The organism is Humibacillus sp. DSM 29435 (genome assembly GCF_001758225.1).
Taxonomy (GTDB): domain Bacteria; phylum Actinomycetota; class Actinomycetes; order Actinomycetales; family Dermatophilaceae; genus DSM-29435.
This window is the reverse complement of sequence record NZ_MAST01000003.1, coordinates 154281-176770: the sequence shown is the minus strand read 5'-3', so window position 1 is coordinate 176770 and position 22490 is coordinate 154281. Positions and strand designations below refer to the sequence as shown.

The 22490-nt window shown below is 69.6% G+C and carries 18 protein-coding genes; 15 read left to right on the top strand and 3 right to left on the bottom strand.

Going from position 1 to position 22490, the window contains the following annotated elements:
* The first annotated feature begins 68 nt into the window (after positions 1–68).
* The 4 genes from BA895_RS03775 to BA895_RS03760 all read left to right on the top strand — a co-directional run bounded on the left by BA895_RS03775 (position 69) and on the right by BA895_RS03760 (position 4347).
* On the top strand, positions 69–947 hold the full coding sequence (locus tag BA895_RS03775) for a caspase family protein (protein WP_070190576.1): 879 nt from the start codon (positions 69–71) through the stop codon (positions 945–947).
* A gap of 138 nt (positions 948–1085) precedes the next feature.
* A complete protein-coding gene (locus BA895_RS03770; protein ID WP_070190543.1) occupies positions 1086–2288 on the top strand; it encodes an acyl-CoA dehydrogenase family protein in 1203 nt (400 codons plus the stop codon).
* 64 nt (positions 2289–2352) lie between these two features.
* On the top strand, positions 2353–2976 hold the full coding sequence (locus BA895_RS03765; protein WP_083282933.1) for a general stress protein: 624 nt from the start codon (positions 2353–2355) through the stop codon (positions 2974–2976).
* 72 nt (positions 2977–3048) lie between these two features.
* A complete protein-coding gene (locus BA895_RS03760; protein ID WP_070190542.1) occupies positions 3049–4347 on the top strand; it encodes a hypothetical protein in 1299 nt (432 codons plus the stop codon).
* Positions 4348–4357: 10 nt separating this feature from the next.
* On the opposite strand, the gene BA895_RS03755 is transcribed toward BA895_RS03760, so the two are convergent.
* A complete protein-coding gene (locus tag BA895_RS03755) occupies positions 4358–5872 on the bottom strand; it encodes an aminopeptidase P family protein (RefSeq protein WP_070190541.1) in 1515 nt (504 codons plus the stop codon).
* A gap of 76 nt (positions 5873–5948) precedes the next feature.
* Here BA895_RS03755 and BA895_RS03750 point away from each other — a divergent pair, with 76 nt between their 5' ends.
* From BA895_RS03750 to BA895_RS03740, 3 genes are all read left to right on the top strand, one after another.
* Positions 5949–7526 (top strand): threonine/serine exporter ThrE family protein, encoded by a 1578-nt coding sequence (locus BA895_RS03750; RefSeq protein ID WP_070190540.1) that lies wholly within the window; start codon positions 5949–5951, stop codon positions 7524–7526.
* A gap of 96 nt (positions 7527–7622) precedes the next feature.
* Positions 7623–8153: a MaoC family dehydratase gene (locus BA895_RS03745; protein ID WP_070190575.1), complete on the top strand. Its 531-nt coding sequence runs from the start codon at positions 7623–7625 to the stop codon at positions 8151–8153.
* Between the two features lie 192 nt (positions 8154–8345).
* Positions 8346–9281, top strand: a complete 936-nt coding sequence (locus BA895_RS03740) for a type IV toxin-antitoxin system AbiEi family antitoxin domain-containing protein (protein ID WP_070190539.1) — start codon at positions 8346–8348, stop codon at positions 9279–9281.
* A gap of 71 nt (positions 9282–9352) precedes the next feature.
* Here BA895_RS03740 and BA895_RS03735 read toward each other — a convergent pair whose 3' ends face one another.
* Positions 9353–10498 (bottom strand): hypothetical protein, encoded by a 1146-nt coding sequence (locus BA895_RS03735; RefSeq protein ID WP_070190538.1) that lies wholly within the window; start codon positions 10496–10498, stop codon positions 9353–9355.
* On the bottom strand, positions 10495–11079 hold the full coding sequence (locus tag BA895_RS03730) for a SigE family RNA polymerase sigma factor (protein ID WP_083282932.1): 585 nt from the start codon (positions 11077–11079) through the stop codon (positions 10495–10497). The genes BA895_RS03735 and BA895_RS03730 overlap by 4 nt, the downstream gene beginning before the upstream one ends.
* Before the next feature lie 192 nt (positions 11080–11271).
* Between BA895_RS03730 and BA895_RS03725 the strand changes: the two genes are divergently transcribed.
* The 8 genes from BA895_RS03725 (at position 11272) to BA895_RS03690 (ending at position 22485) form a co-directional block, all read left to right on the top strand.
* A complete protein-coding gene (locus BA895_RS03725) occupies positions 11272–12132 on the top strand; it encodes a PHP domain-containing protein (RefSeq protein WP_254666305.1) in 861 nt (286 codons plus the stop codon).
* A gap of 233 nt (positions 12133–12365) precedes the next feature.
* A complete protein-coding gene (locus BA895_RS03720; RefSeq protein WP_070190537.1) occupies positions 12366–13592 on the top strand; it encodes an acetyl-CoA acetyltransferase in 1227 nt (408 codons plus the stop codon).
* Positions 13593–13629: 37 nt separating this feature from the next.
* On the top strand, positions 13630–15147 hold the full coding sequence (locus tag BA895_RS03715; RefSeq protein ID WP_070190536.1) for a carotenoid oxygenase family protein: 1518 nt from the start codon (positions 13630–13632) through the stop codon (positions 15145–15147).
* 220 nt (positions 15148–15367) lie between these two features.
* Complete coding sequence (locus BA895_RS03710; RefSeq protein ID WP_070190535.1) at positions 15368–17089, top strand: class I adenylate-forming enzyme family protein; 1722 nt, start codon at positions 15368–15370, stop codon at positions 17087–17089.
* Positions 17086–18129 (top strand): nitronate monooxygenase family protein, encoded by a 1044-nt coding sequence (locus BA895_RS03705; protein WP_254666304.1) that lies wholly within the window; start codon positions 17086–17088, stop codon positions 18127–18129. Before BA895_RS03710 ends, BA895_RS03705 begins: the two co-directional genes overlap by 4 nt.
* A gap of 106 nt (positions 18130–18235) precedes the next feature.
* Positions 18236–19126 (top strand): PD-(D/E)XK nuclease family protein, encoded by an 891-nt coding sequence (locus tag BA895_RS03700; RefSeq protein ID WP_254666303.1) that lies wholly within the window; start codon positions 18236–18238, stop codon positions 19124–19126.
* 56 nt (positions 19127–19182) lie between these two features.
* Positions 19183–19929, top strand: coding sequence for an HAD family phosphatase (locus BA895_RS03695; protein ID WP_070190534.1), 747 nt, complete (start codon positions 19183–19185; stop codon positions 19927–19929).
* Positions 19930–19941: 12 nt separating this feature from the next.
* Positions 19942–22485 (top strand): glycoside hydrolase family 65 protein, encoded by a 2544-nt coding sequence (locus BA895_RS03690; protein WP_070190533.1) that lies wholly within the window; start codon positions 19942–19944, stop codon positions 22483–22485.
* Positions 22486–22490 lie beyond the last annotated feature (5 nt).

Below are 22490 nucleotides of genomic sequence, written 5' to 3'. Positions count from 1 at the left end.
CCAAGACCCGAAAGACCGTCACCCGAAAGACCACCACCCGAAGGACCACGACACGAAGGGAAAGTGACATGGCTCGACGAGCAGTCTGTGTCGGCATTAACGAGTTCGCCACGCTACCGATGAGCAGCTGGCTCAGTGGCTGCGTCAACGACGCCCACGACATCGCGGCAACCTTGCGCACCTATGGGTTCAGAGGGTCGGCCACCACGGTGCTTTGCGACTCCGACGCGACCAAGCCGGCGGTGATGAAGGCGTTGACCTCGATGGTCGAAGCCGCCGAGCCGGGCGACCACCTGGTGTTCAGCTTCTCGAGCCACGGCACGCAGGTGCCCAACGAGCCGGGAGGTGACGACGAGCCCGACGGCCTGGACGAGGCGTTCGCCTGCCACGAGATCGCTCGGTCGGGTGACCAGTGGAGCCGCGACACCGTCATCGTCGACGACGAGCTGCACGACCTGTTCGCGGGCGTGCCCAAGGGCGTGCTGCTCGAGGTGATCCTCGACACGTGTCACAGCGGCACGGGCCTGAAGGACCTCGACGACGTCATGCAGGCCGCACTGCTGGGTCGGCGCCCTCGCTACCTACCGCCCCCGACCATCAAGGGGCTCGGTCGCGTGCGTGAGATCCGGGCCAGCACGCCACCCCGAACGGTCGATCGAAAGGCGCTCGTCGAGCTGACGAAGCCTCGGGGCCGCGCCACCGGCAAGCCGGTGCTGTACGCCGCCTGTCGACCGGCGCAGACCGCCGCTGACGCCACGTTCGACGGTCGTTCTAACGGCGCGTTCACCTACCACCTCCTCGGCGCCCTGCGCGAACGGCCCGACAGCAGCCGAAGCGAGCTGCACACTGCGGTCACCGCTCGGCTCAAGAGCGGCGACTTCGACCAGCGGTCGACGCTCGAGGGCCCGGTGGCCGCCCGGAGGGTCGGTTTCGGCCAGCTCTGGTGACCAGCGCCACAGGTGTCCACCCTCACACGAGGGCTCGGCCACCTGCGCGTCACGGCGGCGGCATACTCGAGTCGACTTCTGGATTCATTTCCCCGGAGCCTCACCCGGCTCCACTCGACTCATTGGCGGCGATGACGCGTGTCCCGACTGCAGCAGACCGACGGCCTGACCGACGAGCAGACCGAGCTGGTCAAGCTGGTTCGCGAGTTTGTCGACGAACAGATCATCCCCGTGGCGACCGAGCTCGAGCACCGCGACGAGTACCCGCAGGCGATCGTCGACCAGATGAAGCAGATGGGCATCTTCGGCCTGATGATCCCGGAGGAGTACGGCGGTCTGGGGGAGTCCCTGCTTACCTACGCGCTCTGCGTCGAGGAGATCGCGCGCGGGTGGATGAGCGTCAGCGGCATCATCAACACCCACTTCATCGTCGCCTACCTGATCATCCAGCACGGCACTGCCGAGCAGAAGCGCCATTACCTGCCCAAGATGGCGACCGGTGAGATCCGCGGCGCCTTCTCGATGAGCGAGCCCGGTTGCGGCTCCGACGTGAGCGCCATCAAGACCAAGGCCGTGCGCGACGGTGACAGCGACGACTGGAGCATCACCGGCCAGAAGATGTGGCTGACCAACGGCGGCTCGGCCAACCTCGTCGCGGTGCTCGTCAAGACCGACACCGGGGCCGACTCGGTCTACCGCAACATGTCGACCTTTCTGATCGACAAGACCTCCGGGTTCGGCGAGACCGCGCAGGGGGTCACGGTGCCCGGCAAGATCGAGAAGATGGGCTACAAGGGCGTCGACACGACCGAGCTCATCCTCGATGCGCACCTCACCACGACCGCCCAGCTGCTGGGCGGCGAGCCGGGCAAGGGCTTCTACCAGATGATGGACGGCGTCGAGGTGGGTCGGGTCAACGTCGCGGCCCGGGGTTGCGGAGTCGCCCTGCGCGCGTTCGAGCTCGGTATGGCCTACGCGCAGCAGCGCGAGACCTTCGGCAAGAAGATCGTCGAGCACCAGGCCGTGCTCTTCCGCCTCGCCGACATGGCCGTCAAGGTCGAGGCCGGCCACGAGCTGATGGTCAAGGCGGCTCGCAAGAAAGACTCCGGCGAGCGCAACGACCTCGAGGCCGGCATGGCGAAGTACCTGGCGTCGGAGTACTGCTCGCAGGTGGTCGAAGACAGCTTCCGCATCCACGGTGGCTACGGCTACTCCAAGGAGTACGAGATCGAGCGCCTCTACCGCGAGGCCCCCATGCTGCTCATCGGGGAGGGAACGGCCGACATCCAACGGATGATCATCGGCCGACGGCTCGTCGAGGACTACCGCCTCAAGCCATGACGCGACGCGCCGACGGGGCGCCGCCTGGTTCGGGGAACTCCGGGCCCAGTGAGACAATGGGGTCATGAGCCTGCAACCGAAGGGTCCTGGCCGTCCCGGCTTCCCGACGCTGTCTCTCGAGTACCCCATGTCGTTGGGCACGTTCGAGAAGTACCTCGATGCCCAGAAGGCCGTCGACACGCTCTCGGACCAGCAGTTCCCGGTCGAGAACTGCCTCATCGTGGGCACCGACCTCAAGCAGCTCGAACGGGTCACGGCCCGCCTGACCTGGGGCCGGGTGGCACTCGGCGGCGCCCTGTCGGGCCTGTGGCTCGGTCTCTTCGTGGGCCTGATCATCTCGCTCTTCGCCGGAGGTACGAACCCGTTCTCGTTGCTGATCTACACCTGCCTCTACGGCCTCGCCTTCGGGCTGGTCTGGTCGCTCGTGGGCTATGCCTTCACCCGTGGCGCGCGTGACTTCTCGTCGGTGAGCCAGGTCGTGGCGACCAAGTACGAGGTGTTCGTCGAGCACAAGTTCGCCCAGCAGGGCCGGTCGCTCCTGGCCGAGGCCGGCATCGTCACCACGCCGGTCCAGCACTGGAGTGCTTCTCACGCTTCTGAGACGTCATCAGCGCCGTCGACCTCGTCGACCTCGTCGAGCACGTCTACCTCGGGCCCGAACCAGCCCCCCGGCGACCCGCAGGCCTGACCGCGCGAAACCGCAACGATTCTCTGCTCCCGGGTGTCTTCCAGAGTGAGGAATCGACACGGAGGTCTCGTCATGCACCCTGGCCGGCGAAGCGGCATCACGCTCACGACCCTGCTCGCCATCAGCGCGCTCGCGCTGTCGTCCTGTGGCACCGAGACGTCGCCCGGACCCGGTGGCGTGCACACGACGCAAGCCGAGCCGCCACCCGTGACGACTCGTTCGGTGGTCAGTGCGCACACCTTGCCCGACGGCGGCCTGGCCTGCCCCGCCACGATCACCGACCCCGCCGGCCTCACGGTGCCGCAGGCTCCCAGCGGCATCGACGCCGCTGCCCGGCTCCTGCCCGACCACCCACCGACGTCGATGGTCGTGTGCGCCTACCCCGTGCTCGACCTCAGGCTCGGCACCGGCGACACCTCGCCTCCGCCGCTGGGCCCCCCCTTTCGGATCGCGCGTCGCACCGTGGCCACGACAACCCAGCGGGCCCAGATCACCGAGCTGCTGGCGTGGGCCCCGCGGGGCGGCGGCCCTCCCGGGCCCTGCACGTTGATGATCAGGAACGAGTCGGTCTACCTCGTCGGCGCGCTGTACGGCGGCCCTCCGCCTACGGCCGTCACGTGGGTGGCGGCGAAGTCTGACGCCAACGCCTGCGCCGCGGCCACGAACGGCACGTTCGTGGCCGGTAAAGGAGTAGGCAACGTCATCGAGTCGATCGTCGGGTCTCGTTCGGGCCCGCCCCCGAGCGATGGGCCGGCGTGTTCGGCCTTCTCGTTGGGCCGTCTCGGCGACGACCGCTCGCTGGCCCCCGAGGGCGCACCCCTGGTCACGGTCTGCCGAACGGGGCGCGACAGCCAGATCCCGACGGCACTCGACGTCGACCAGAGCGCTCAGGTCGTGGCGGCCCTGCGCGCGCTGTCGACCGCCCCCAGCACCCACGTCTGCTCCCCGGCCGACGGAGCCCAGAACGGCCGGCAGCGCGCTTTCCGTCTCGTGCTGCGATACCCGAGCGGCCCGCCCGCTGTGGTCGACGTGGCGCCCGGCTGCCGCCCCGAGGTGATCGGCTCCGGTCTGCAGGCTGACAACGCCTCCGGTGTGGTGAAGCTCGTCGACCAGTGGAGCAAGCCGCTGTCCTACCTCGACCCGAACGGCTCGGTGTCGTCGAACGGCTCCGTGTCGTCAAACGGCTCGGTGCCATCGACAGGGTCAGGGGAAGGCGCCGCCACAGGGACTCCTGAGACCCCCACCGGTACCGCGCCGGCGGGGCCGGCTCCGTTCACCGGCTTGCCCCCCGCCGGGCCGGCCATGGGCTCGCCGATAGCGCCTCCCGGCATCCGGTCGATGACACCGCCGCCTCCCAGCCAGACATCCTGACGAGCGAACGTCAGCGGGCCCAGACGTCGGCGATCCACCGTTCGACGTCGGCGCTCGTGCGCGGCATCGCCGCCGAGAGGTTCTCGTGCCCGTCGTCGGTGATCAGCACGTCATCCTCGATGCGCACCCCGTTCCCGCGGAACTTCGCCGGCACCAGCTCGTCGTCGGCCTTGAAGTAGAGCCCCGGCTCGACGGTGATGATCATGCCGGGCTGCAGCTCGGCGTCGGAGTACTGCTCGCGCGTCGCCAGTGCGCAGTCGTGCACGTCGAGGCCGAGGTGGTGGCTGGTGCCGTGCACCATCCACCGGCGGTGGTACTGGCCATGCTCCGCGTCGAGCGTCGCCTCGACGTCGACGCCATCGGGCAGCAGGCCCCACGCGTGCAGGTGCTCGGCGATCACCCGGATCGCGGCCGCGTGCACGTCAGAGAACGTGTTGCCCGGTTTGCAGGCGGCGATGCCCGCCTCCTGGGCCGCGAACACGGCGTCGTAGATCTCACGCTGCGCATCGGTGAAGGTGCCGCTGACGGGAAGGGTGCGAGTGATGTCGGCCGTGTAGAGGGCGTCGACCTCGACCCCGGCGTCGAGCAGCAGCAGGTCGCCCTCCTGCACGTCACCGGTGTTCTTGATCCAGTGCAGGGTGTTGGCGTGGTCGCCGCTCGCGGCGATCGAGTCGTAGCCGACGCCGTTGCCGTGGTGGCGGGCGTGCAGCCCGAAGACTCCTTCGACCCAGCGTTCACCGCGACCGCGACGCACCGCTTCGGGCAGGTCGGCGATCACGGCGTCGAAGCCGAGATGCGTGCCCTCGACCGCCGCGCGCATCTGCTCGACCTCCCAGTCGTCCTTGACGAAGCGCAGCACCGACAGGAAGGCCGAGAGCTCGTCGTCGGCGGTCTGCTGGGTCTCGGCGGCGGCCTCGCTCTGGGCGCCCTCCTGCCCGGATGTCGCGGTGCGGGCCGCGTCGACGACGGCAGCGACCTCAGGGTCGGCGTCACGAACGACGCGAACCGTCACGGTTCCGGCATCCTTCGCGACGGCGTCGGCGAACTCGTCGATGTGCCGGGCGGTGACTCCCAGCTCGCTCTCGATGTCGACCAGGGTGGGGCGGGCGCCGACCCAGAACTCGCCGTAGCGGGAGTCGCCGAAGAACTCATCGGTGTCGCGGCCGGCGAGCGGACGGAAGTAGAGGATCGCCTCGTGGCCGCTGGCCCCGGTGGGCTCGAGCACGAGCACGGCATCCGGTTCACGGTCGCTCCCGAGCCCGGTCAGGTGGGCGAAGGCGGAGTGTGGGCGGAACACGTAGTCGCAGTCGTTGCTGCGCACCTTCAGGCCACCCGCCGGGATGACGAGCCGCTCGCCGGCGAAGGCTGCGCTCACGGCCTCGCGCCGCTTCGCCGCGTGGTCGGCAACGTCGGCTCGCGGCGTGGTGCCGGTCGGTCGAGACGACCAGCCGCTCGCCACGAAGGCCCGGAACTCGTCGGTGGTCGGGCGGGCCCGGCTGGGTGACTTCTTCTGCGCTTCGCTCATCACTCGCTCATGGTGCCATGACCAGCCAAACACCGGCCGTTTCAGTGGGCACGCCCCGGCGGCATATGGTGCGGGGGTGGCGCGCATCGACCGAAAGACCCGGCCGACGTCCGCGCGACCGTCGCGGCCGTCACTGCGCGCCGGCACGCGCAGGGCCGTGCGTGCCGAAGGCCCCCCGACCGACGAGATCCCGACCTGGACGGGCCCCGACGGGGTTGACCGCGAGACCGCCCAGGCCGTCATCGACCTCGCCATGCGGGCGGGCGTAGCGATGCTGTCGACCGGCGCTGCCGCGGCCGACGTGACCGCCACCGTGCTGTTGCTGACGCGGGCCTACGGGCTCGACGCGGTGCACGTCGACGTCAGCTACACCTCCGTCACCGTGTCGTACCACCGCGGTCCGCACGCCGACCCGATGACCGCCATGCGGGTGCTGAAGTTCCGCACCCAGGACTTCACCCGGCTCGAACGGTTGCGCGACCTCATCATCTCGCTCGCGAACGACCCGAGGCCGGTCGAGGAGGCACGCGTCGAGTTCGAGAGCGTCGTCAGCTCACCGCATCCCTACCGTCGGTGGGTCGTCACGACCGCTGGGGGCGTGCTGGCCGCCGGCGCGGCCGGCCTCCTCGGCGCCGGTCCCTTCATCGTCATCCTCAGCTTCTTCACGGCGCTGCTCGTCAGACGAGTTCAGAACTGGCTCTCGAACGCCGGTATCACCTCGTTCTTCTCCCAGACCATCGGTGCCGCCATCCCCACCGTGGTCGCCACCCTGGTGGTCTTCGCCCAGTCGAAAGGCCTCAGGTTCTTCGGCGACGTGTCACCGTCTCTCATCGTGGCCGCCGGCATCGTGCTGCTCCTGTCGGGGATGTCAGTCGTCGGCACCGCCGAGGACGCCATCGAGGGCTACTACGTGACGGCCGCCGCCCGCGCCTTCGAGGTCGTCGTGCTGTCGGTCGGCATCGCCGTCGGCATCTCGCTGGTGCTCTCGTTCGGGCAACGGTTCGGCCTGCCGATCGCGATCACCTCTCGCACCCGCCTCACCGACGACATCGTGGTGCAGCTGGTCTGTGCGGCCGCCATCGCCGTCGCCTTCGCCGTGGGGTCGTACTGCCGGGGTCGCGTCGTGGTGGCGGCCGCCGTCGCGGGGGTCATGGGCTGGTCGATCGTCGCTCTCGGTGAACGTCTGGAGTTCGGGGCAATCACCTCGGCCGGGCTCGCCGCGGCCGTCGTCGGGTTCGCCTCTCGACTGCTCGCCCGACGGGTCGGGGTCTCCGCGCTGTCGGTGACCACGGCGGCCATCGTGCCCCTGTTGCCCGGTCGCCTCGCCTACCAGGGCATCTCGAAGATCGTCACCCGCCCCGACGAGACCGGGGTCAGCTCGGGCCTGTCGACACTGGCCCAGGCGTTCGGCACGGGCCTCGCGCTCGCGGCCGGGGTGGCGATGGGCACCTACTTCGCCGGTCTGCTCGTGGCCAGCCGGCGGGGGGTGGCTCTTCGTCCACCAGCGGCGGCCACCCGGCGGGAGCAACCCCGAGACCGCAACAGCACCTCGGCCATCCTCTCCGACTCCGGAGAGCTGCCTGTGGTCGGGCAACGCCCGAGCGGGCCCCGTGACACCCCCGACACCCATGCCACCGGGGGGTCGAGATCGTGAGCAAGCACACGGCATCCGACCATGGGTTGTCAGCGCCCACTCCGGCAGGCTGAGACCGACGACGCAGGGTCGCGTCGAGGTCGAGAAGGAGTGGTCATGGCGTTCGGTCGCAGCTACGAGGAGTTCGAGGTCGGGGCCGTCTACCGGCACTGGCCCGGCAAGACGGTCACCGAGTACGACGACCACCTGTTCTGCCTCCTGACGATGAACCACCACCCGCTGCACCTCGACGCGCACTACGCGGGTGAGGCGACCGGGTTCGGCCAGAACGTCGTGGTCGGCAACTACGTCTACTCGCTGCTTCTCGGGATGTCGGTGGCCGACGTGTCGGGTCAGGCGATCGCCAACCTCGAGGTCGAATCGCTGCGTCATGTGGCGCCGACCTTTCACGGTGACACCCTCTACGGCGAGTCGCGGGTGCTCGGCAAGCGCGAGTCGACCTCGAAGCACGACCGTGGCGTCGTGCAGGTCGAGACGATCGGCTACAACCAGCACGGCACGGTGGTGTGCATCTTCCGCCGCTCGGTGATGGTGCCCAAGCGCAGCTACCTCGAGGCGCGCGGTGGCGCCCAGCCCGCCCGCCCCGTGCCGGTGCCCGACCGCAACTGGCCCGGGCCCACCCCCTGACCGCTGCGCCGTGCCTGCCCCCGATCCCGACAACACACCGAGTAGTCCTCAACTCACCGGGAAACTTCCCGGTGAGTTGAGGACTACTCGGTGTGTTGTCGGGATCCACAGGTCCCGGACGGTCGCCGGGTTGTCCACAGCGGCGAGCCGGTCTCCGCGCGCCCTCGCCACGGAGCGGGCAGCCTGCTCGACATGGACTCTCGACTCGCGGCCCTGGCCGGACGGCAGGGCGGCGCGTTCTCCGCAGCCGAGGCCGTCGCGCGGGGAGTGCCCGAGGCCGAGCTACCCCGGGCCGTGGCGACGGGTGAGCTGGTACGGGTGCGGCGGGGTGCGTACGTCCACAGGCGCCAGTGGGATGCCGCCGATCTCGCCGGGCGCTTTCGGCTCGAGTGTCTCGCTGTCGCGCGCACCCGCCGGGGCGATGCCCTCAGTCACCACGCGGCCCTGAGCCTGCACGGCCTCCCGCTGTGGTCGTACGACCCCAGACGCATCGACCTGGTCGCCAACGTGGCCCAAGGGGTGGTGCGAGGCGGACTCCACCTGCATCCCGGCGGACGCCGCACCTTCCTCGTCGACGGACTGCTCGTCGTACCCGTGGCCGAGGCGGTGGTGCGAACGGCCGTGACCATGGGCTTCGAGTGCGCGGTCGTGGCCGGGGACGCGGCGTTGCATGCCAGGCTCGTCACCGAAGAAGAGCTGCGGACGGAGGTCGCGCGCGTCTCGCCACACCAGGGCAGGAAGCGCGCCCAAGCGGCTGTCGATCGTATGGATCCCGCTGCCGAGTCGGTGGGCGAGTCGCGAACCCGCATGGTGCTGCAGAACCTGGGCATGAGGTACGAGAGCCAGAAGGTGCTGTGTGACGACCACGGTCGGTTTCTCGCTCGGGTCGACTTCCTCGTCGAGGGAGTGGTGCTCGAGTTCGACGGGCGGATCAAGTACCAACGTGATGGGGACGTCGACGGGGCCGATGCGGCTGAGGTCGTCTGGCGCGAGAAGCAGCGAGAGGATGTCATCCGGCGTCAGGGCCACGCTGTCGAGCGCGTGATCTGGCCAGAACTCGACCGGCCGGGCCTCATCGGCGCCCGCATCCGCGCCGCCCGCCGCCCGGCCCTGCAACACACCGAGTAGTCCTCAACCCACCGGGAAGCTACTCGGTGTGTTGGCGACTACCCGGTGTGTTGCGGGGGAGAGGGGTGGGGCTACTGGGGGATGTTGCGGAGTGTTTCCAGGTCGATGGTCTGGGTGATGCCGGCGCCCGTCACGGTGACTGGGCTCCTCAGGAGGCCTTGCTTCGAGGTGATCAGGAACGGGCGCCGCCCGGAGCGGACCGGCCCGTAAGAGGTGACCACGCTGTCGGAGGCTGTCGTTCTCACTGTCACGGTGGTGCTCTCGTTTCCTGTCACCCAACCGAAAATTTTGTCGGGCTCCCCAACTGCCGGGTTGTCCACCGCGGGTAGCGCCAGCAGCCGCAGCGCTCCGGTGACCGCCTCCGGTCGACTGTTCCCGTTCGAGCTCGCGACGCCGATCTCAGTGTCGCTCGCCCAGCTGATCCACTGGTTGCCGTCGGGTTGGCTCAATACGACGGCGTCGAGGTCGCGGCGGTCGGTGTTGAGCAGGATCGACCGCTTCTGCAGCTTGGTGGGGTCGGGATCGTTCGCCTCGGCCCACGAAAGACCGACGATCTTCGACGGGTCGAAGGCGTCGTATTTCTGGACGAAGAGGTGGTCGTGTCGTCGGGCTGCGCCGCCGACCGCCGCAAGGTGCGTGGCACTGCCGCCGCCTCCTATCAGTTGCTCAGGAGCGGTGTTGATGCCGACCGAGACGCTGCGATCGCTGCCGGTGTTGACGTAGCCGAGCACGAGACCGGGTAGGCCGCTCTCGGCCGGTAGCAGCAGGCTCGCCTGGCCGACTGCAAGCAGGCCGGCCTCCCGGGTGAGGCTTTTGACCGTCGTGCCCGATTCCGTCACAGTCCACGTCTCGACTACCCTGCCGCCCGTCCCGCCCTTGACCGACAGGCGGGCGCCGTAGCCCTGAGACGCGCCCGCTTCGTCGGTCCCTGGCACCACCTCGCCGGCCTCGTCGACCGTGCCGGCCACGGCGACCACGGTCGAGGTCGGGCTGGTGGCCGGGGGCAGGGCACGGTTGAAGCCGTTGCCACTGACCTGCAGGGCCACGACGGTGCCGAGGGCAACTGCGGCGATCCCGGCTCCGGCGGTAGCGATGCGGCGGCGGCGCACCACGCGATGTCCTCGAGAGAGCACGGCAGCCTCGTCGAAGCCCAGTCCGGTGACGGTCGCCGCCTCGTTCAGCGCCGTGCGAACGTCGGTCTCGGGCGTGTTGGTCATCGGTTGCTCCCTTCGCGTGGTTCGCACGTCTGATCGGCGCCTGACCCGGTGGCCAGGTCGAGGTCGGGGTCGTCACCATCCGGCGGTGTGGGCAGCCCCCGGCGTAAGGCCGCCAGTCCCCTCGACGCTGCGCTCTTGACGGCGCCGACCGAGATGCCGAGCGCGTCGGCGGTGGCCTGTTCCGACAGGTCGGTGTAGTAGCGCAGCACGACGACCTTGCGTTGCTGCTCGGGTAGGCGCTTCAGCAGACGAACCACGAGGTCGCGGTTGTCGGCGGTAGCCGTTTCGTCGCGGGTCAGCGCCGGCGCGACTTCGGGAACGGCATCCGTCGTGACCTCCTTGCGGGTCGAGCGCCAGGTGTCGGTGCGCTGGTTGACCAGCACCCTCCGGGTGTAGGCCAGGGCCTCGCCGGGGCGAACCCGGGGCCATGCGACGTAGGTCTTGACGAGAGCCGCCTGGGTCAGCTCCTGGGCCCGGTGATGGTCACCGGTCAGCAGCCACGCCGTGCGCAGCAGGGCCGGCCCGGCCTGGCTCATGAAGGCGGCGAACTCGGCATCACGTGCCTTCGTGCCGCCGCTCACCGTGGTCCCCTGTCGGATGCGTTCATACCCTGTCTACGGAGCACGTCGCTGAAAGGTTGCCACGAAGTGCGACCTTCTACGCAACACACCGAGTAATCCTCAACTCACCGGGTAGCTACTCGGTGAGTTGAGGACTACTCGGTGTGTTGTGGGGTAGGTGGGGGCAGAAGCGGCAGCCCTAGAGTGTCAGGCGTGAGCTCACCGGTGATCGACCTGCACACGCACTCGACCGTGAGCGACGGCACCGAGACGCCCACCGAGCTCGTCGAAGCGGCCGCGGCTGCGGGCGTGGACGTGCTCGGGATCACCGACCACGACACGGTCGGCGGCTGGGACGAGGCCGCCACGGCCGCCGAACGGCTGGGCATCGCGCTGGTGCGCGGCATCGAGATCTCGTGCACCTTCGGGGAGGCCGGCGTGCACCTGCTCGGCTACCTCACCGACCAGCACGACCCCGATCTGATGGCTGAGCTGGCCCGGGCGCGGGCGTCTCGGGCCACCCGCCTGCTGCGCATGGTCGAGCGGATGGCCGACGACGGCATCCCCATCTCACACGACGACGTGCTCGCCCAGGTGGCCGACGGGGCGACCCCGGGTCGGCCACACATCGCCGACGCCCTCATCGCGAACGGCGTCATCGAGCACCGAGACGAGGCCTTCGAGGACTGGCTGACCGACGAGTCGCCCTACTACGTCACGCACTACTCGCCCGACCCCGTGCGAGCGGTCGAGCTGATCCGGGCCGCTGGGGGAGTGCCGGTGATCGCGCACCCGTTCACGCGTACGCGCGTCGACACCGTCACCGACGCGCTCGTGGAGCAGATGACGGCCGCCGGACTCGTGGGGCTCGAGGCCTTCCACCGCGACCACGGGCCCGACGAGATCGCTCGCTGCCGATGGCTCGCTGACCGGCTCGGTCTGGTGCTCACCGGCTCCAGCGACTACCACGGGGTGGGCAAGCAGAACCGCCTTGCCGAGAACACCACGGCTCCAGAGGTGCTGGCCACCATCGAGGCCGCCGGCACGGGCGTCACCGCTGTGCTGCGGCCCTGACCGAGGCGGCGGGCCTCAGACCAGAGGCCCCCTACCGGATGCCGGACCGCTGACGGCCGCGACACCGTCCGTCGACCGAACGGGGCTGGATGCGGTTGCGCGCGGCAAGCGCGAGCACATCGTTGATGGTGTTCGCTCCGACGCGGGGGTTACTCTGCCAGTTGGAGCACGTGGGTCGGGGCCTCATCAGCCCTACGGCATCCCGCGAGACCGTAGACGCAAGGAGGTCGCGCATGGCGAGCGACACCGGTGTCTGGGTGCTCGGCGGCTACCAGAGCGACTTCGCGCGCAACCTGGCCCGAGAGGGCCGTGACGTCTCCGACCTGACGCGCGAGGTGGTCGACGGCACTCTGGGCTCCGCCGGGCTCGACGGCTCGCAGATCGACGTGGTTCACGTCGGCAACGCCTTCGGTCAGCTCTTCACGGGTCAGGGTCAGCTCGGTGCCATGCCGGCCACGGTGCGCCCCGACCTCTGGGGCGTACCGGCGTCGCGGCACGAGGCCGCCTGTGCGAGTGGCAGTATCGCCATCCTTGCGGCCATGGCCGACCTGCGGGCGGGCAACTACGACAGCGCGCTCGTGCTCGGGGTGGAGGTCGAGAAGACCGTCGCGAGCGAGGCGGCAGCCGGCTACCTCGCCGCCGCGGCCTGGGTCGGGCGAGAGGGCGAGGGCGCCACTTTCGTGTGGCCGCACCTCTTCAGCGACATCGCCGACGAGTACGACCGTCGGTACGGCCTCGACGACGCCCATCTGCGTGCCATCGCCACGCTCAACCTCGCCAACGCGCGGCGCAACCCCAACGCGCAGACCCGCGGCTGGACCGTTCCTGACCTCGCCGACGCCGACGACGCCACGAACCCGGTCGTCGAGGGCCGGCTGCGGCGCTTCGACTGCAGTCAGGTCACCGACGGCGGAGCCGGAGTGGTGCTGGTCTCCGATGCCTGGCGGCGCGACCACCCCAGCGCGGCGGTGGCGCCGTTGGCGCGGGTGACCGGTTGGGGACACCGCACCGTGGGGCTCGGCCTGCGACAGAAGCTCGACCGCGACCGCGACGACCCCTATGTGCTGCCGCACGTGCGGGCGGCGGTCGCCGACGCGTGGCGCCGGGCGGGGGTCGACCTCGATGACCTCGACGGCCTCGAGACCCACGACTGCTTCACCCCCAGCGAGTACCTCGCCATCGACCACATCGGGCTCACCGGCCCGGGGGAGTCGTGGAAGGCCATCGAGAACGGCGACATCGAGATCGGTGGTCGCCTGCCGATCAACCCCAGCGGTGGCCTCATCGGCGGGGGCCACCCCGTCGGTGCCAGCGGCGTGCGGATGCTGCTCGACGCCGTCAGACAGGTGAGCGGCACCGCAGGCGACTACCAGGTCGACGGCGCTCGAACCTTCGGCACGCTCAACTTCGGCGGTAGTACCGCCACCACCGTCAGCCTCGTCGTCGGCGCCCCCGCCTGAGACGACCGATCACCCACCGAAGAACAGGGATGCCCGCATGGATGTCGAAGTCGTCGGCCGTCTGCTCTCCACCCTGCCCGCCGACGACGACCACCCCTATCGCACCGGTCCCTGGCGCCCGCAGACGACCGAGTGGAAGGCCGACGATCTGACGGTCGTCGAGGGTGAGATCCCGACCGACCTCGACGGCGTCTACCTGCGCAACACCGAGAACCCCGTGCACCCGTCGATGAAGAACTACCACCCCTTCGACGGCGACGGCATGATCCACGTCGTCGGGTTCCGTGACGGCAAAGCCTTCTACCGCAACCGTTTCATCCGCACTGATGGGCTGGCGGCAGAACAGGAAGCGGGGCGGGCGCTGTGGGCCGGCCTCGCCGAGCCCCCGGCCCTCTCACTGAGAGAGCACGGTTGGGGTGCGCGTGGGCGGATGAAAGACGCGTCGAGCACCGACGTGACCGTGCACCGTGGCACCGCCCTCACGAGCTTCTACCAGTGCGGTGACCTCTACCGGGTCGACCCGATGTCAGCAGCGACGATGGGCAAGGAGACCTGGAACGGGCGGTTCCCCTTCGAGTGGGGTGTATCGGCCCACCCCAAGGTCGACGACCGCACCGGCGAGATGCTCTTCTTCAACTATGGCAAGGAGGCGCCCTACCTGCACTACGGCGTCGTCGACGCCCGGAACGAGCTGGTGCACTACGTCGACGTGCCCCTTCCGGGCCCCCGGCTGCCCCACGACATGGCCTTCACCGAGAACTTTGCGATCCTGAACGACTGCCCCCTGTTCTGGGAGCCCGACCTGCTGGCCAAGGGCGTTCACGTCGCACGGTTCCACCCTGAGCTGCCGACCCGCTTCGCTGTCATCCCGCGGCGCGGGCAGAGCTCTGAGATCAGGTGGTTCGAGGCGGAGTCGACCTTCGTGCTGCACTTCGTCAACGCCTACGAGGACGGTGACGAGATCGTGCTCGACGGCTTCTTCCAGGGTGACCCCGAGCCGGCCGACAACGGAATGGGCGACAAGTGGCAGCGAGCCTTCCGCTTTCTGGCCCTCGACCGGATGCAGGCCCGCCTGCACCGCTGGCGTCTCAACCTCGCCACGGGCCTGGTCAAGGAGGAACCGCTCAGCGAGAGCATCACCGAGTTCGGGATGATCAACGGCGCCTACGCCGGCACGAAGCACCGGTACACCTACGCGGCCTCCGGCAAGCCGCACTGGTTCCTGTTCGACGGGCTGGTCAAGCACGACGTGCTCACGGGGTCGGAGGAGCGCTACTCCTTCGGTGACGGCGTCTACGGCAGTGAGACGGCGATGGCTCCACGCGTCGGCAGCACGGGTGAGGACGACGGCTACCTCGTCACCCTCACCACCGACATGGGCGCCGACGCGTCCTACGCCGTGGTGTTCGACGCCGCCCGCGTCGGCGACGGGCCGGTGTGCAAGCTGCGCCTCCCCGAACGGATCTCCAGCGGTACGCACTCGACGTGGGCGCCGGGTTCTGAGCTGCGTCGGTGGCAGACGACCGACACTGCGGCTGACGCCGTCGGGCTCTGACCCGGGCTGTCGTGGCCGGGGTGCCGCCAACGCGCTCTGTCTCGTCGAGCCGGGTCCCGCCGACGGCAGCCACGACGGAGCTCTGCTCCCGGGCGCGGCCAACACCGCTAAAACTGCCCGGCCCGCAGCACGACAACCATCTCGTTCGCCTCCTCCTGACCGGCAGGTGCGGCAGGATCGGGGCGGATGGCCGACACGACGAAGTGGGGCGGGTAGTCAGATGACGATGGCGCGAGGGCTGCACCCGGCCGCGAGGGTGGCCGACTTCCAGGCCCGCGGCTGGTGGACCGACGAGACCGTCGACCGGCTCTTCGCCGAACAGGTGGGCGCCCGGGGTGACCACCTCGCCGTGGTCGACCCGGCGAACCGCGAGGCGTTGCTGGGGTCGCCGCCGCGGCGCCTCACCTGGTCGCAGCTGAGCGACGAGGTCACCCACCTCGCCGCCCGGCTGCTGGGGCTCGGGCTGGGTCGTGGAGACGTGCTCGGCGTGCAGCTGCCCAACACCATCGAGCTCGTCGAGGTGTACCTGGCCGCCTGGACGATCGGCGTCGTCGTGTCCCCGCTGCCCATGCAGTACCGCGAGCACGAGATCGTGACGATGGGCACGCAGGCGAGCTTCGTGGCCTTCGTGACCTCTCCCCGTTTCGGTGGTCGCTCGCCGGTGGCGGAGGTGCTGGGAGTGCGTGACCGAATGCCGACCGTCGAGCACGTCGTCGCCTTCGGTGCCGATGTCGAGCTGCACGGCATGCCGCCGGATGCCGTGTGCCTCCAGCCGCTGCCGGCCACCGACGACGAGCGCGCCCTCGTCACCGAGCACGTCTCCGCCGACCCGAACGACGCGAACGACGCCCTGACGATCTGCTGGACGTCCGGCACCGAGAGCGAGCCGAAGGGCGTGCCGCGCTGTCATCTCGACTGGCTGGCGGTCACCTGGGCCACCGTCGACGCCCCGGGGGTCACCGCCGATGACGTGCTGCTCAACCCCTTCCCGATGATCAACATGGCCGGCATCAGCGGCATGTTCTTGCCCTGGATCCGGACGGGTTGTGTTCTGGTGCAACATCATCCGTTCGACCTACCCACCTTCCTCGCACAGATCGCGACTGAGCGGGCGACCTACACGGTGGCGCCGCCCGCCCTGCTCTCGATGCTGCTCCACAACGAGGCCCTGATGGCGAAGGTCGACCTCAGCAGCCTCACCCGCATCGGCTCGGGGTCGGTACCGCTCCAGCCGGCGATGGTGCGCGGCTGGCAGGAGAAGCACGGCATCGGCATCATCAACTTCTTCGGCTCCAACGAGGGGGTCGGGCTTCTCTCGAGCCCCGACGACTTCCCCGATCCCGACGAACGTGCCCGGTTCTTTCCCCGCTTCGGTGCCCCCGACGTGAAATGGTCGACCCGGGTCTCCGAATGGATCGACGTGCGGCTCGTCGACCTCGTCACGGGTGACGACATCACCGCGCCGGGGGTACCGGGAGAGATGCGGCTCAACGGACCGACCGTTTTCGCCGGGTATCTCAACGGCGCGGCTCGCCCGAGCCCCTTCGACGACCAGGGCTACCTGTGCTCGGGCGACCTGTTCGAGATCGCCGGAGACCAGGGCCAGTTTCTGCACTACCTCGACCGGGCCAGAGACCTCGTCATCCGCGGCGGCATGAACATCGCTCCGGCCGAGCTGGAGGGCCTCATCGCCGACCACCCGGCCGTTGTCGATGTGGCGGTGATCGGCGACCCCGACGACCTCCTCGGTGAGCGGGTGGCCGCCGTCGTGTCACTGGCGCCGGGCGAGAGCCTCACCCTCGACCAGCTGGTGGCGTTTCTGCGGAACAAGAGGATCGCGTCGTTCAAGCTGCCCGAGCGGCTCGAGATCCGCGACGAGCTGCCACGCAACCCGGTGGGCAAGATCCTCAAACGCGCCCTCCGCCAGCAGGTGGGTCCGTGAACCGCGAGTCGCTGCTCGCGGCGCTGCGGCTGCCGGTCGTCGCGGCCCCCATGTTCCTCGTCTCGGGGCCCGAGCTGGTCATCGCCGCGGCGCGGGCCGGCATCCTCGGAGCGTTCCCCACCCAGAACTGCCGAACCGTCGAACAGCTCGACGGGTGGCTCGCCGCCATCTCGGATGCCGTCGCCTCGGATGCCGTCGCCTCCGACGCCGTCGCGTCGAACGCCGCCGCGTCGAACGCCGCCGCGTCGAACGCCGCTGGGCCGGCTGCCGTCGTGTCGCCCCCGCGCCCACCGGCGCCCTGGGCCGTCAACCTGATCACCCACCGGTCGAACACGAGGCTGGCCGACGACCTGCGTCTGGTCGCGAAGTACCGACCGCCCGTCGTGATCACGGCGCTGGGTTCACCCCGGCCGGTGATGGACGTCGTCAAGGGCTACGGCGGGCTGGTCATCGCCGACGTCGTCGACCTGGCACTGTCGCGCAAGGCAGTGGCCGCAGGAGTCGACGGTCTCGCCTGCATCTGCGCAGGAGCCGGTGGGCACACCGGGCACCTCTCACCGTTCCCCTTCGTGTCGGCTGTGCGGGAGTTCTTCGACGGCATCGTCACGGTGGGAGGTGGGGTGGGCGACGGGCACGGCGTGGCCGGGGCCATCGCGACGGGAGCCGACCTCGTCTACCTCGGCACGCGGTTCCTCGCCACTGACGAGAGTCGGGCTGCTGCCGAGTACAAGCAGATGGTGGTCGAGCACGGCCTCGACGACCTGGTCGTCAGTGCCGGCGTCACCGGCGCCGCCGCGTCGTGGCTACGACCCAGCCTGCTGGCGAACGGCCTCGACCCCGACCACCTCGTCTTCGAGGGCGACCGCAGGTACGACGCAGCCCAGAGTCCCGCCAAACGCTGGTCCCGCATCTGGGCGGCCGGCCAGGGGCTGCAGTCCGTTCGGGAGGTGCAGTCGGTGGCGCAGGTCGTCGACGACCTCGAGCGCGAGCTGGCGGTGGCGGCAGACCGCTTCGGCGCCGTCGTCCGATCGCGTCGCTAGGCGCCGTCCAGGTGCCGGCGTCAGCTGCTCCGGTCACGGCCGCTCGAGCGTCGAGGGTGGGGACGGCATCCGGGACAGGGGCGACCGGACGCCTAGGGTGGTCAGCGTGACGACCGCCCAACCGCAACAGGCGAGCTTCGCCGACATGCCGACCCCGCTCTACGTGGCGTCGCCGTCACGGCTCAACGCCTGGCTCGACTGCCCCCGTCGCTACCGGATGCAGTACCTCGACCGGCCCAAGCCGCCGACCCGGCCCCAGCGCGCCCACACCTCCGTCGGTATCGCCACCCACAACGCGCTCCGCGACTTCTGGGACCTCCCGGTTTCCCGACGCACCCCAGCCGGCGTGGCCGAGCTCGTTCGGGCAAGCTGGATCGACGCCGGATTTCGCGACCCGGAGCAGTCGATGGCCTGGCGGGCCCGCGTTCGCGACGCCGTCATCGAGTACCTGCGGGGCATCGACCGCGACCGACAACCGGCCGGTATCGAGCGCAGCGTCTCCCTCAAGACCGACCACATCGCGGTCACCGGTCGCATCGACCGCCTCGACGAGCGCGACGACGAGGTGGTGGTGGTCGACTACAAGACCGGCCGACAGGTGCCGACCGACGACGACGCGCGCACCTCGCTGCCGCTGGCGCTCTACGCCGTCGCTGCGGCCAGGGTGTTCCGTCGGCCCAGCCGTCGGGTGGAGCTGCACCACATCCCCTCCGGTACCGTCGTTGCCCACGAGCACACGCCGGAGTCGTTGCAGCGCAAGGTGGCCGAGGCCGAGTCGATCGCCTCCGACCTGCGCCGGGCCGACGCCGAGTTTCGCGAGGTGGGGGTGGAGTCGAGCCGTTTTGCGCCGCGGCTGTCGGCGATGTGCTCGTGGTGTGACTTTCGGGCCCACTGCCCGGAGGGTCAGACGATGGGGCCCGAGAAGAGCGACTGGGCCGGCCTCGATGCCGCCGGCTACCCCGCTGCGGGCAGCAACGAGGGTGGCCCTGCCTCCTGAGCCCGGGGTCGGCGCGTGTCCCCACGCGAAGGCGGGTATGGCTCTAAGGTTGAAGAGTGAACTGGAGCGACTACGACGCCGCGCTCTTCGACCTTGACGGGGTGCTGACACCCACCGCTGAGGTCCACATGCGTGCGTGGAACCGGATGTTCAGCGAGTACCTCGATGGTCGAGGTGTCGCCGACCGGTACACGTCGGCCGACTACTTCGCCCACATCGACGGCAAGCCCCGTTTCGACGGCGTGCGCGACCTCCTGGCCTCGCGTGCCATCTCGCTCCCGGAGGGCACACCCGACGACGCTCCTGAAGAGGAGACGGTGGGCGGGCTCGGCAACCGCAAGAACGCGGTCTTCTCGGCGATCCTGCACGACGAGGGCGTCGAGCCGTATCCCGCCTCGGTTCGGCTGCTCGACCACCTCGCGCAGGAGGGCACCGCGATGGCAGTCGTCTCGTCGTCGCGCAACGCCGCCACGGTGCTGGCCGCCGCTGGGCTCGCGCACCGCTTCCCGGTCGTGGTCGACGGCGTGGTGGCCGTTCGCGAGGGTCTCGACGGCAAGCCGTCACCCGCCACCTACCTTCGCGCCGCCGAGCTTCTCGGCGTGGCAGCCGCACGCTCGGTGGTCTTCGAAGACGCGCTGTCAGGGGTCGCGTCCGGCCGGGCCGGGGCCTTCGGGCTCGTGGTCGGCGTCGACCGGGGTGTCGGCGCGCAGCCCCTGCTCGACGAGGGGGCTGACCTCGTGGTGAACGAGCTCGACGAGCTGATCCCCGACCCGGTTCACCGTCGTGTTGCCTCGACGGCCTGAAGGCACTGCCCGATGAAGAACTCACTGCAGGGCAATCCCGACCCCATCGACCGAACCCGCTTCCCCGTCGACGAGTGGGCGTGGACCGAGACGTGGCACAGCACGGAGGATCTCGGCATCACCGAGACGGTCTTCGCCGTCGCCAACGGCTACCTGGGCATGCGCGGCAACGTCGAGGAGGGCCGCGACGTGCATTCCCACGGCACGTACATCAACGGCTTCCACGAGACGTGGCCGATCCGCCACGCGGAGGAGGCGTTCGGGTTCGCCCACACCGGGCAGACCATCGTCAACGTCCCCGACGTCAAGACGATCAAGCTGTATGTCGACGACGAGCCGCTGATGCTCTCGATGGCCGACCTCGAACACTACGAGCGTCGACTCGACTTCCGCGACGGGGTGCTGAGGCGGTCGCTCATCTGGGTCACCCCGTCGGGCAAGCGGGTTCGCATCGAGTCGCAGCGGATGGTCTCGTTCGAGCAACGACACCTGGCGGTCATGACCTTCGACGTCACCCTGCTCGACGTCGACGCGCCGGTGGCGATCTCGTCGCAGATTCTCAACCGTCAGGACGGCGAGGACGAGTACCACGTCGCGTCGGCGGGGGCGGGCGACGGCCGCGACCCGCGTAAGGCGAGGAAGATGACCGAGCGGGTGCTCGAGCCCCAGACGCAGTGGTCGAGCGACCGACGCACCATTCTCAGCTACCGCTGCGCCAACTCGGGCATGACCCTCGCCGTGGCCGTCGACCACGAGATCGTGACCGACAACGCGTACGAGGAGCTGAGCCACGCCGAGGCCGACCTCGGCAAGAAGATCTACCGGGTCAAGGGCAAGGTCGGGCAGACCATCCGCATCGTCAAGGCAGCGGTCTACCACACGTCACGGGGGGTGCCCGTGCGAGAGCTCGTCGACCGTGCGAGGCGCACCCTCGACCGCGTGCGTGACGACGGGGTGGACGAGTGCTTCGCCGAACAGCGGCGCTGGCTCGACGGCTTCTGGGCCGATGCCGACGTCAGGGTCGACGGACACCCGGCCATTCAGCAGGCCATCCGTTGGAACCTCTTCCAGCTGGCGCAGGCCACCGGCCGCGTCGAGCAGTCGGGGGTCGCGGCGAAGGGCGTCACCGGCTCCGGGTACGAGGGCCACTACTTCTGGGACACCGAGACCTACGTGCTGCCGTTCCTCAGCTACACCTCGCCCCGAGTGGCTCGGGGCGCGCTGCGGTTCCGGTACCTGATGCTCCCGGCGGCCCGTCGCCGGGCGCATGACCTCAGCCAGCTCGGGGCGCTGTATCCGTGGCGCACCATCAACGGTGAGGAGGCCTCGGCCTACTACGCGGCCGGCACGGCGCAGTACCACATCAACGCCGACATCGCCTTCGCTCTGTGCAAGTACGTCCAGGCCACCGGCGACGACGACTTCATGCTGCGCGAAGGCATCGACATCCTCGTGCTGACCGCCCGGTTGTGGGCCGACCTGGGGTTCTGGCTCGGCCGAGGCGACGAGCGGCGCTTCCACCTGCACGGGGTGACCGGGCCCGACGAGTACACCACCGTGGTGAACAACAACCTCTTCACCAACGTCATGGCGAGCGACAACCTGCGCCAGGCCGCCCGGTGGGCCCTTCGGCTCGCCGAGGACTACCCCGACGGGTATGCCCGGATGTGTGCCCGGCTCGACCTCGCCGAGAATGAGGTGACCGAGTGGGCGGACTGTGCTGAACGCATGTACTTCCCCTACGACGAGGCTCTGGGGATCCACCCCCAGGACCAGCACTTCCTCGAGCGGGAGGTGTGGGACCTCGCCGCCACCCCTGACGACAAGTGGCCGCTGCTGCTGCACTACCACCCCTTGGTCATCTACCGCTTCCAGGTGCTCAAGCAGGCTGACGTCGTGGCCGCCCTGTTCCTGCAGGGTCAGATGTTCTCGTTGGAGCAGAAGCGGGCCGACTTCGAGTACTACGACCCCATCACCACCGGTGACTCCACCCTGTCATCGGTCGTGCAGTCGATCGTGGCCGCCGAGGTCGGACACCAGCGACTGGCCGTCGAATACTTCCACGCCGGGCTCTACGTCGACCTCGCCGACCTGCACGGCAACGCGTCGGAAGGGGTGCACGTGGCCTCGGCCGGCGGCGTCTGGAACAGTCTGGTCTACGGCTTCGCGGGAATGCGTGACCACAACGGCACGCTCACCTTCGACCCGCGCCTACCGGCCCACTGGCCGTCGCTGGAGTTCGGCCTTCAGGTGCGCGGGCATCGCCTTCGGGTCGAGCTGTTCCGTGACCGGATCGAGTTCACCCTCGGTCAGGTGAGTGCCGAGGCCGCCCGGGCGGAGGGCGCCAGCATCGACGTGATCGTTCGCGGAGACCGGGTGACGGTTGGCCCGGGTGCCCCGGCGGTCGTCGCGCTCGACGGCCAGGGCCCGGTGATCGAACGGCAGCTCGGCAGCGTGCCCCTCGTGGGGAACGCCGGGGAGCACGAGCTGGTCCACACAGCAGGGGTGCCCGTCGCCCGCCATCGGCGCCGCAAGCGGGGTGAAGCGGCATCCTGACGACC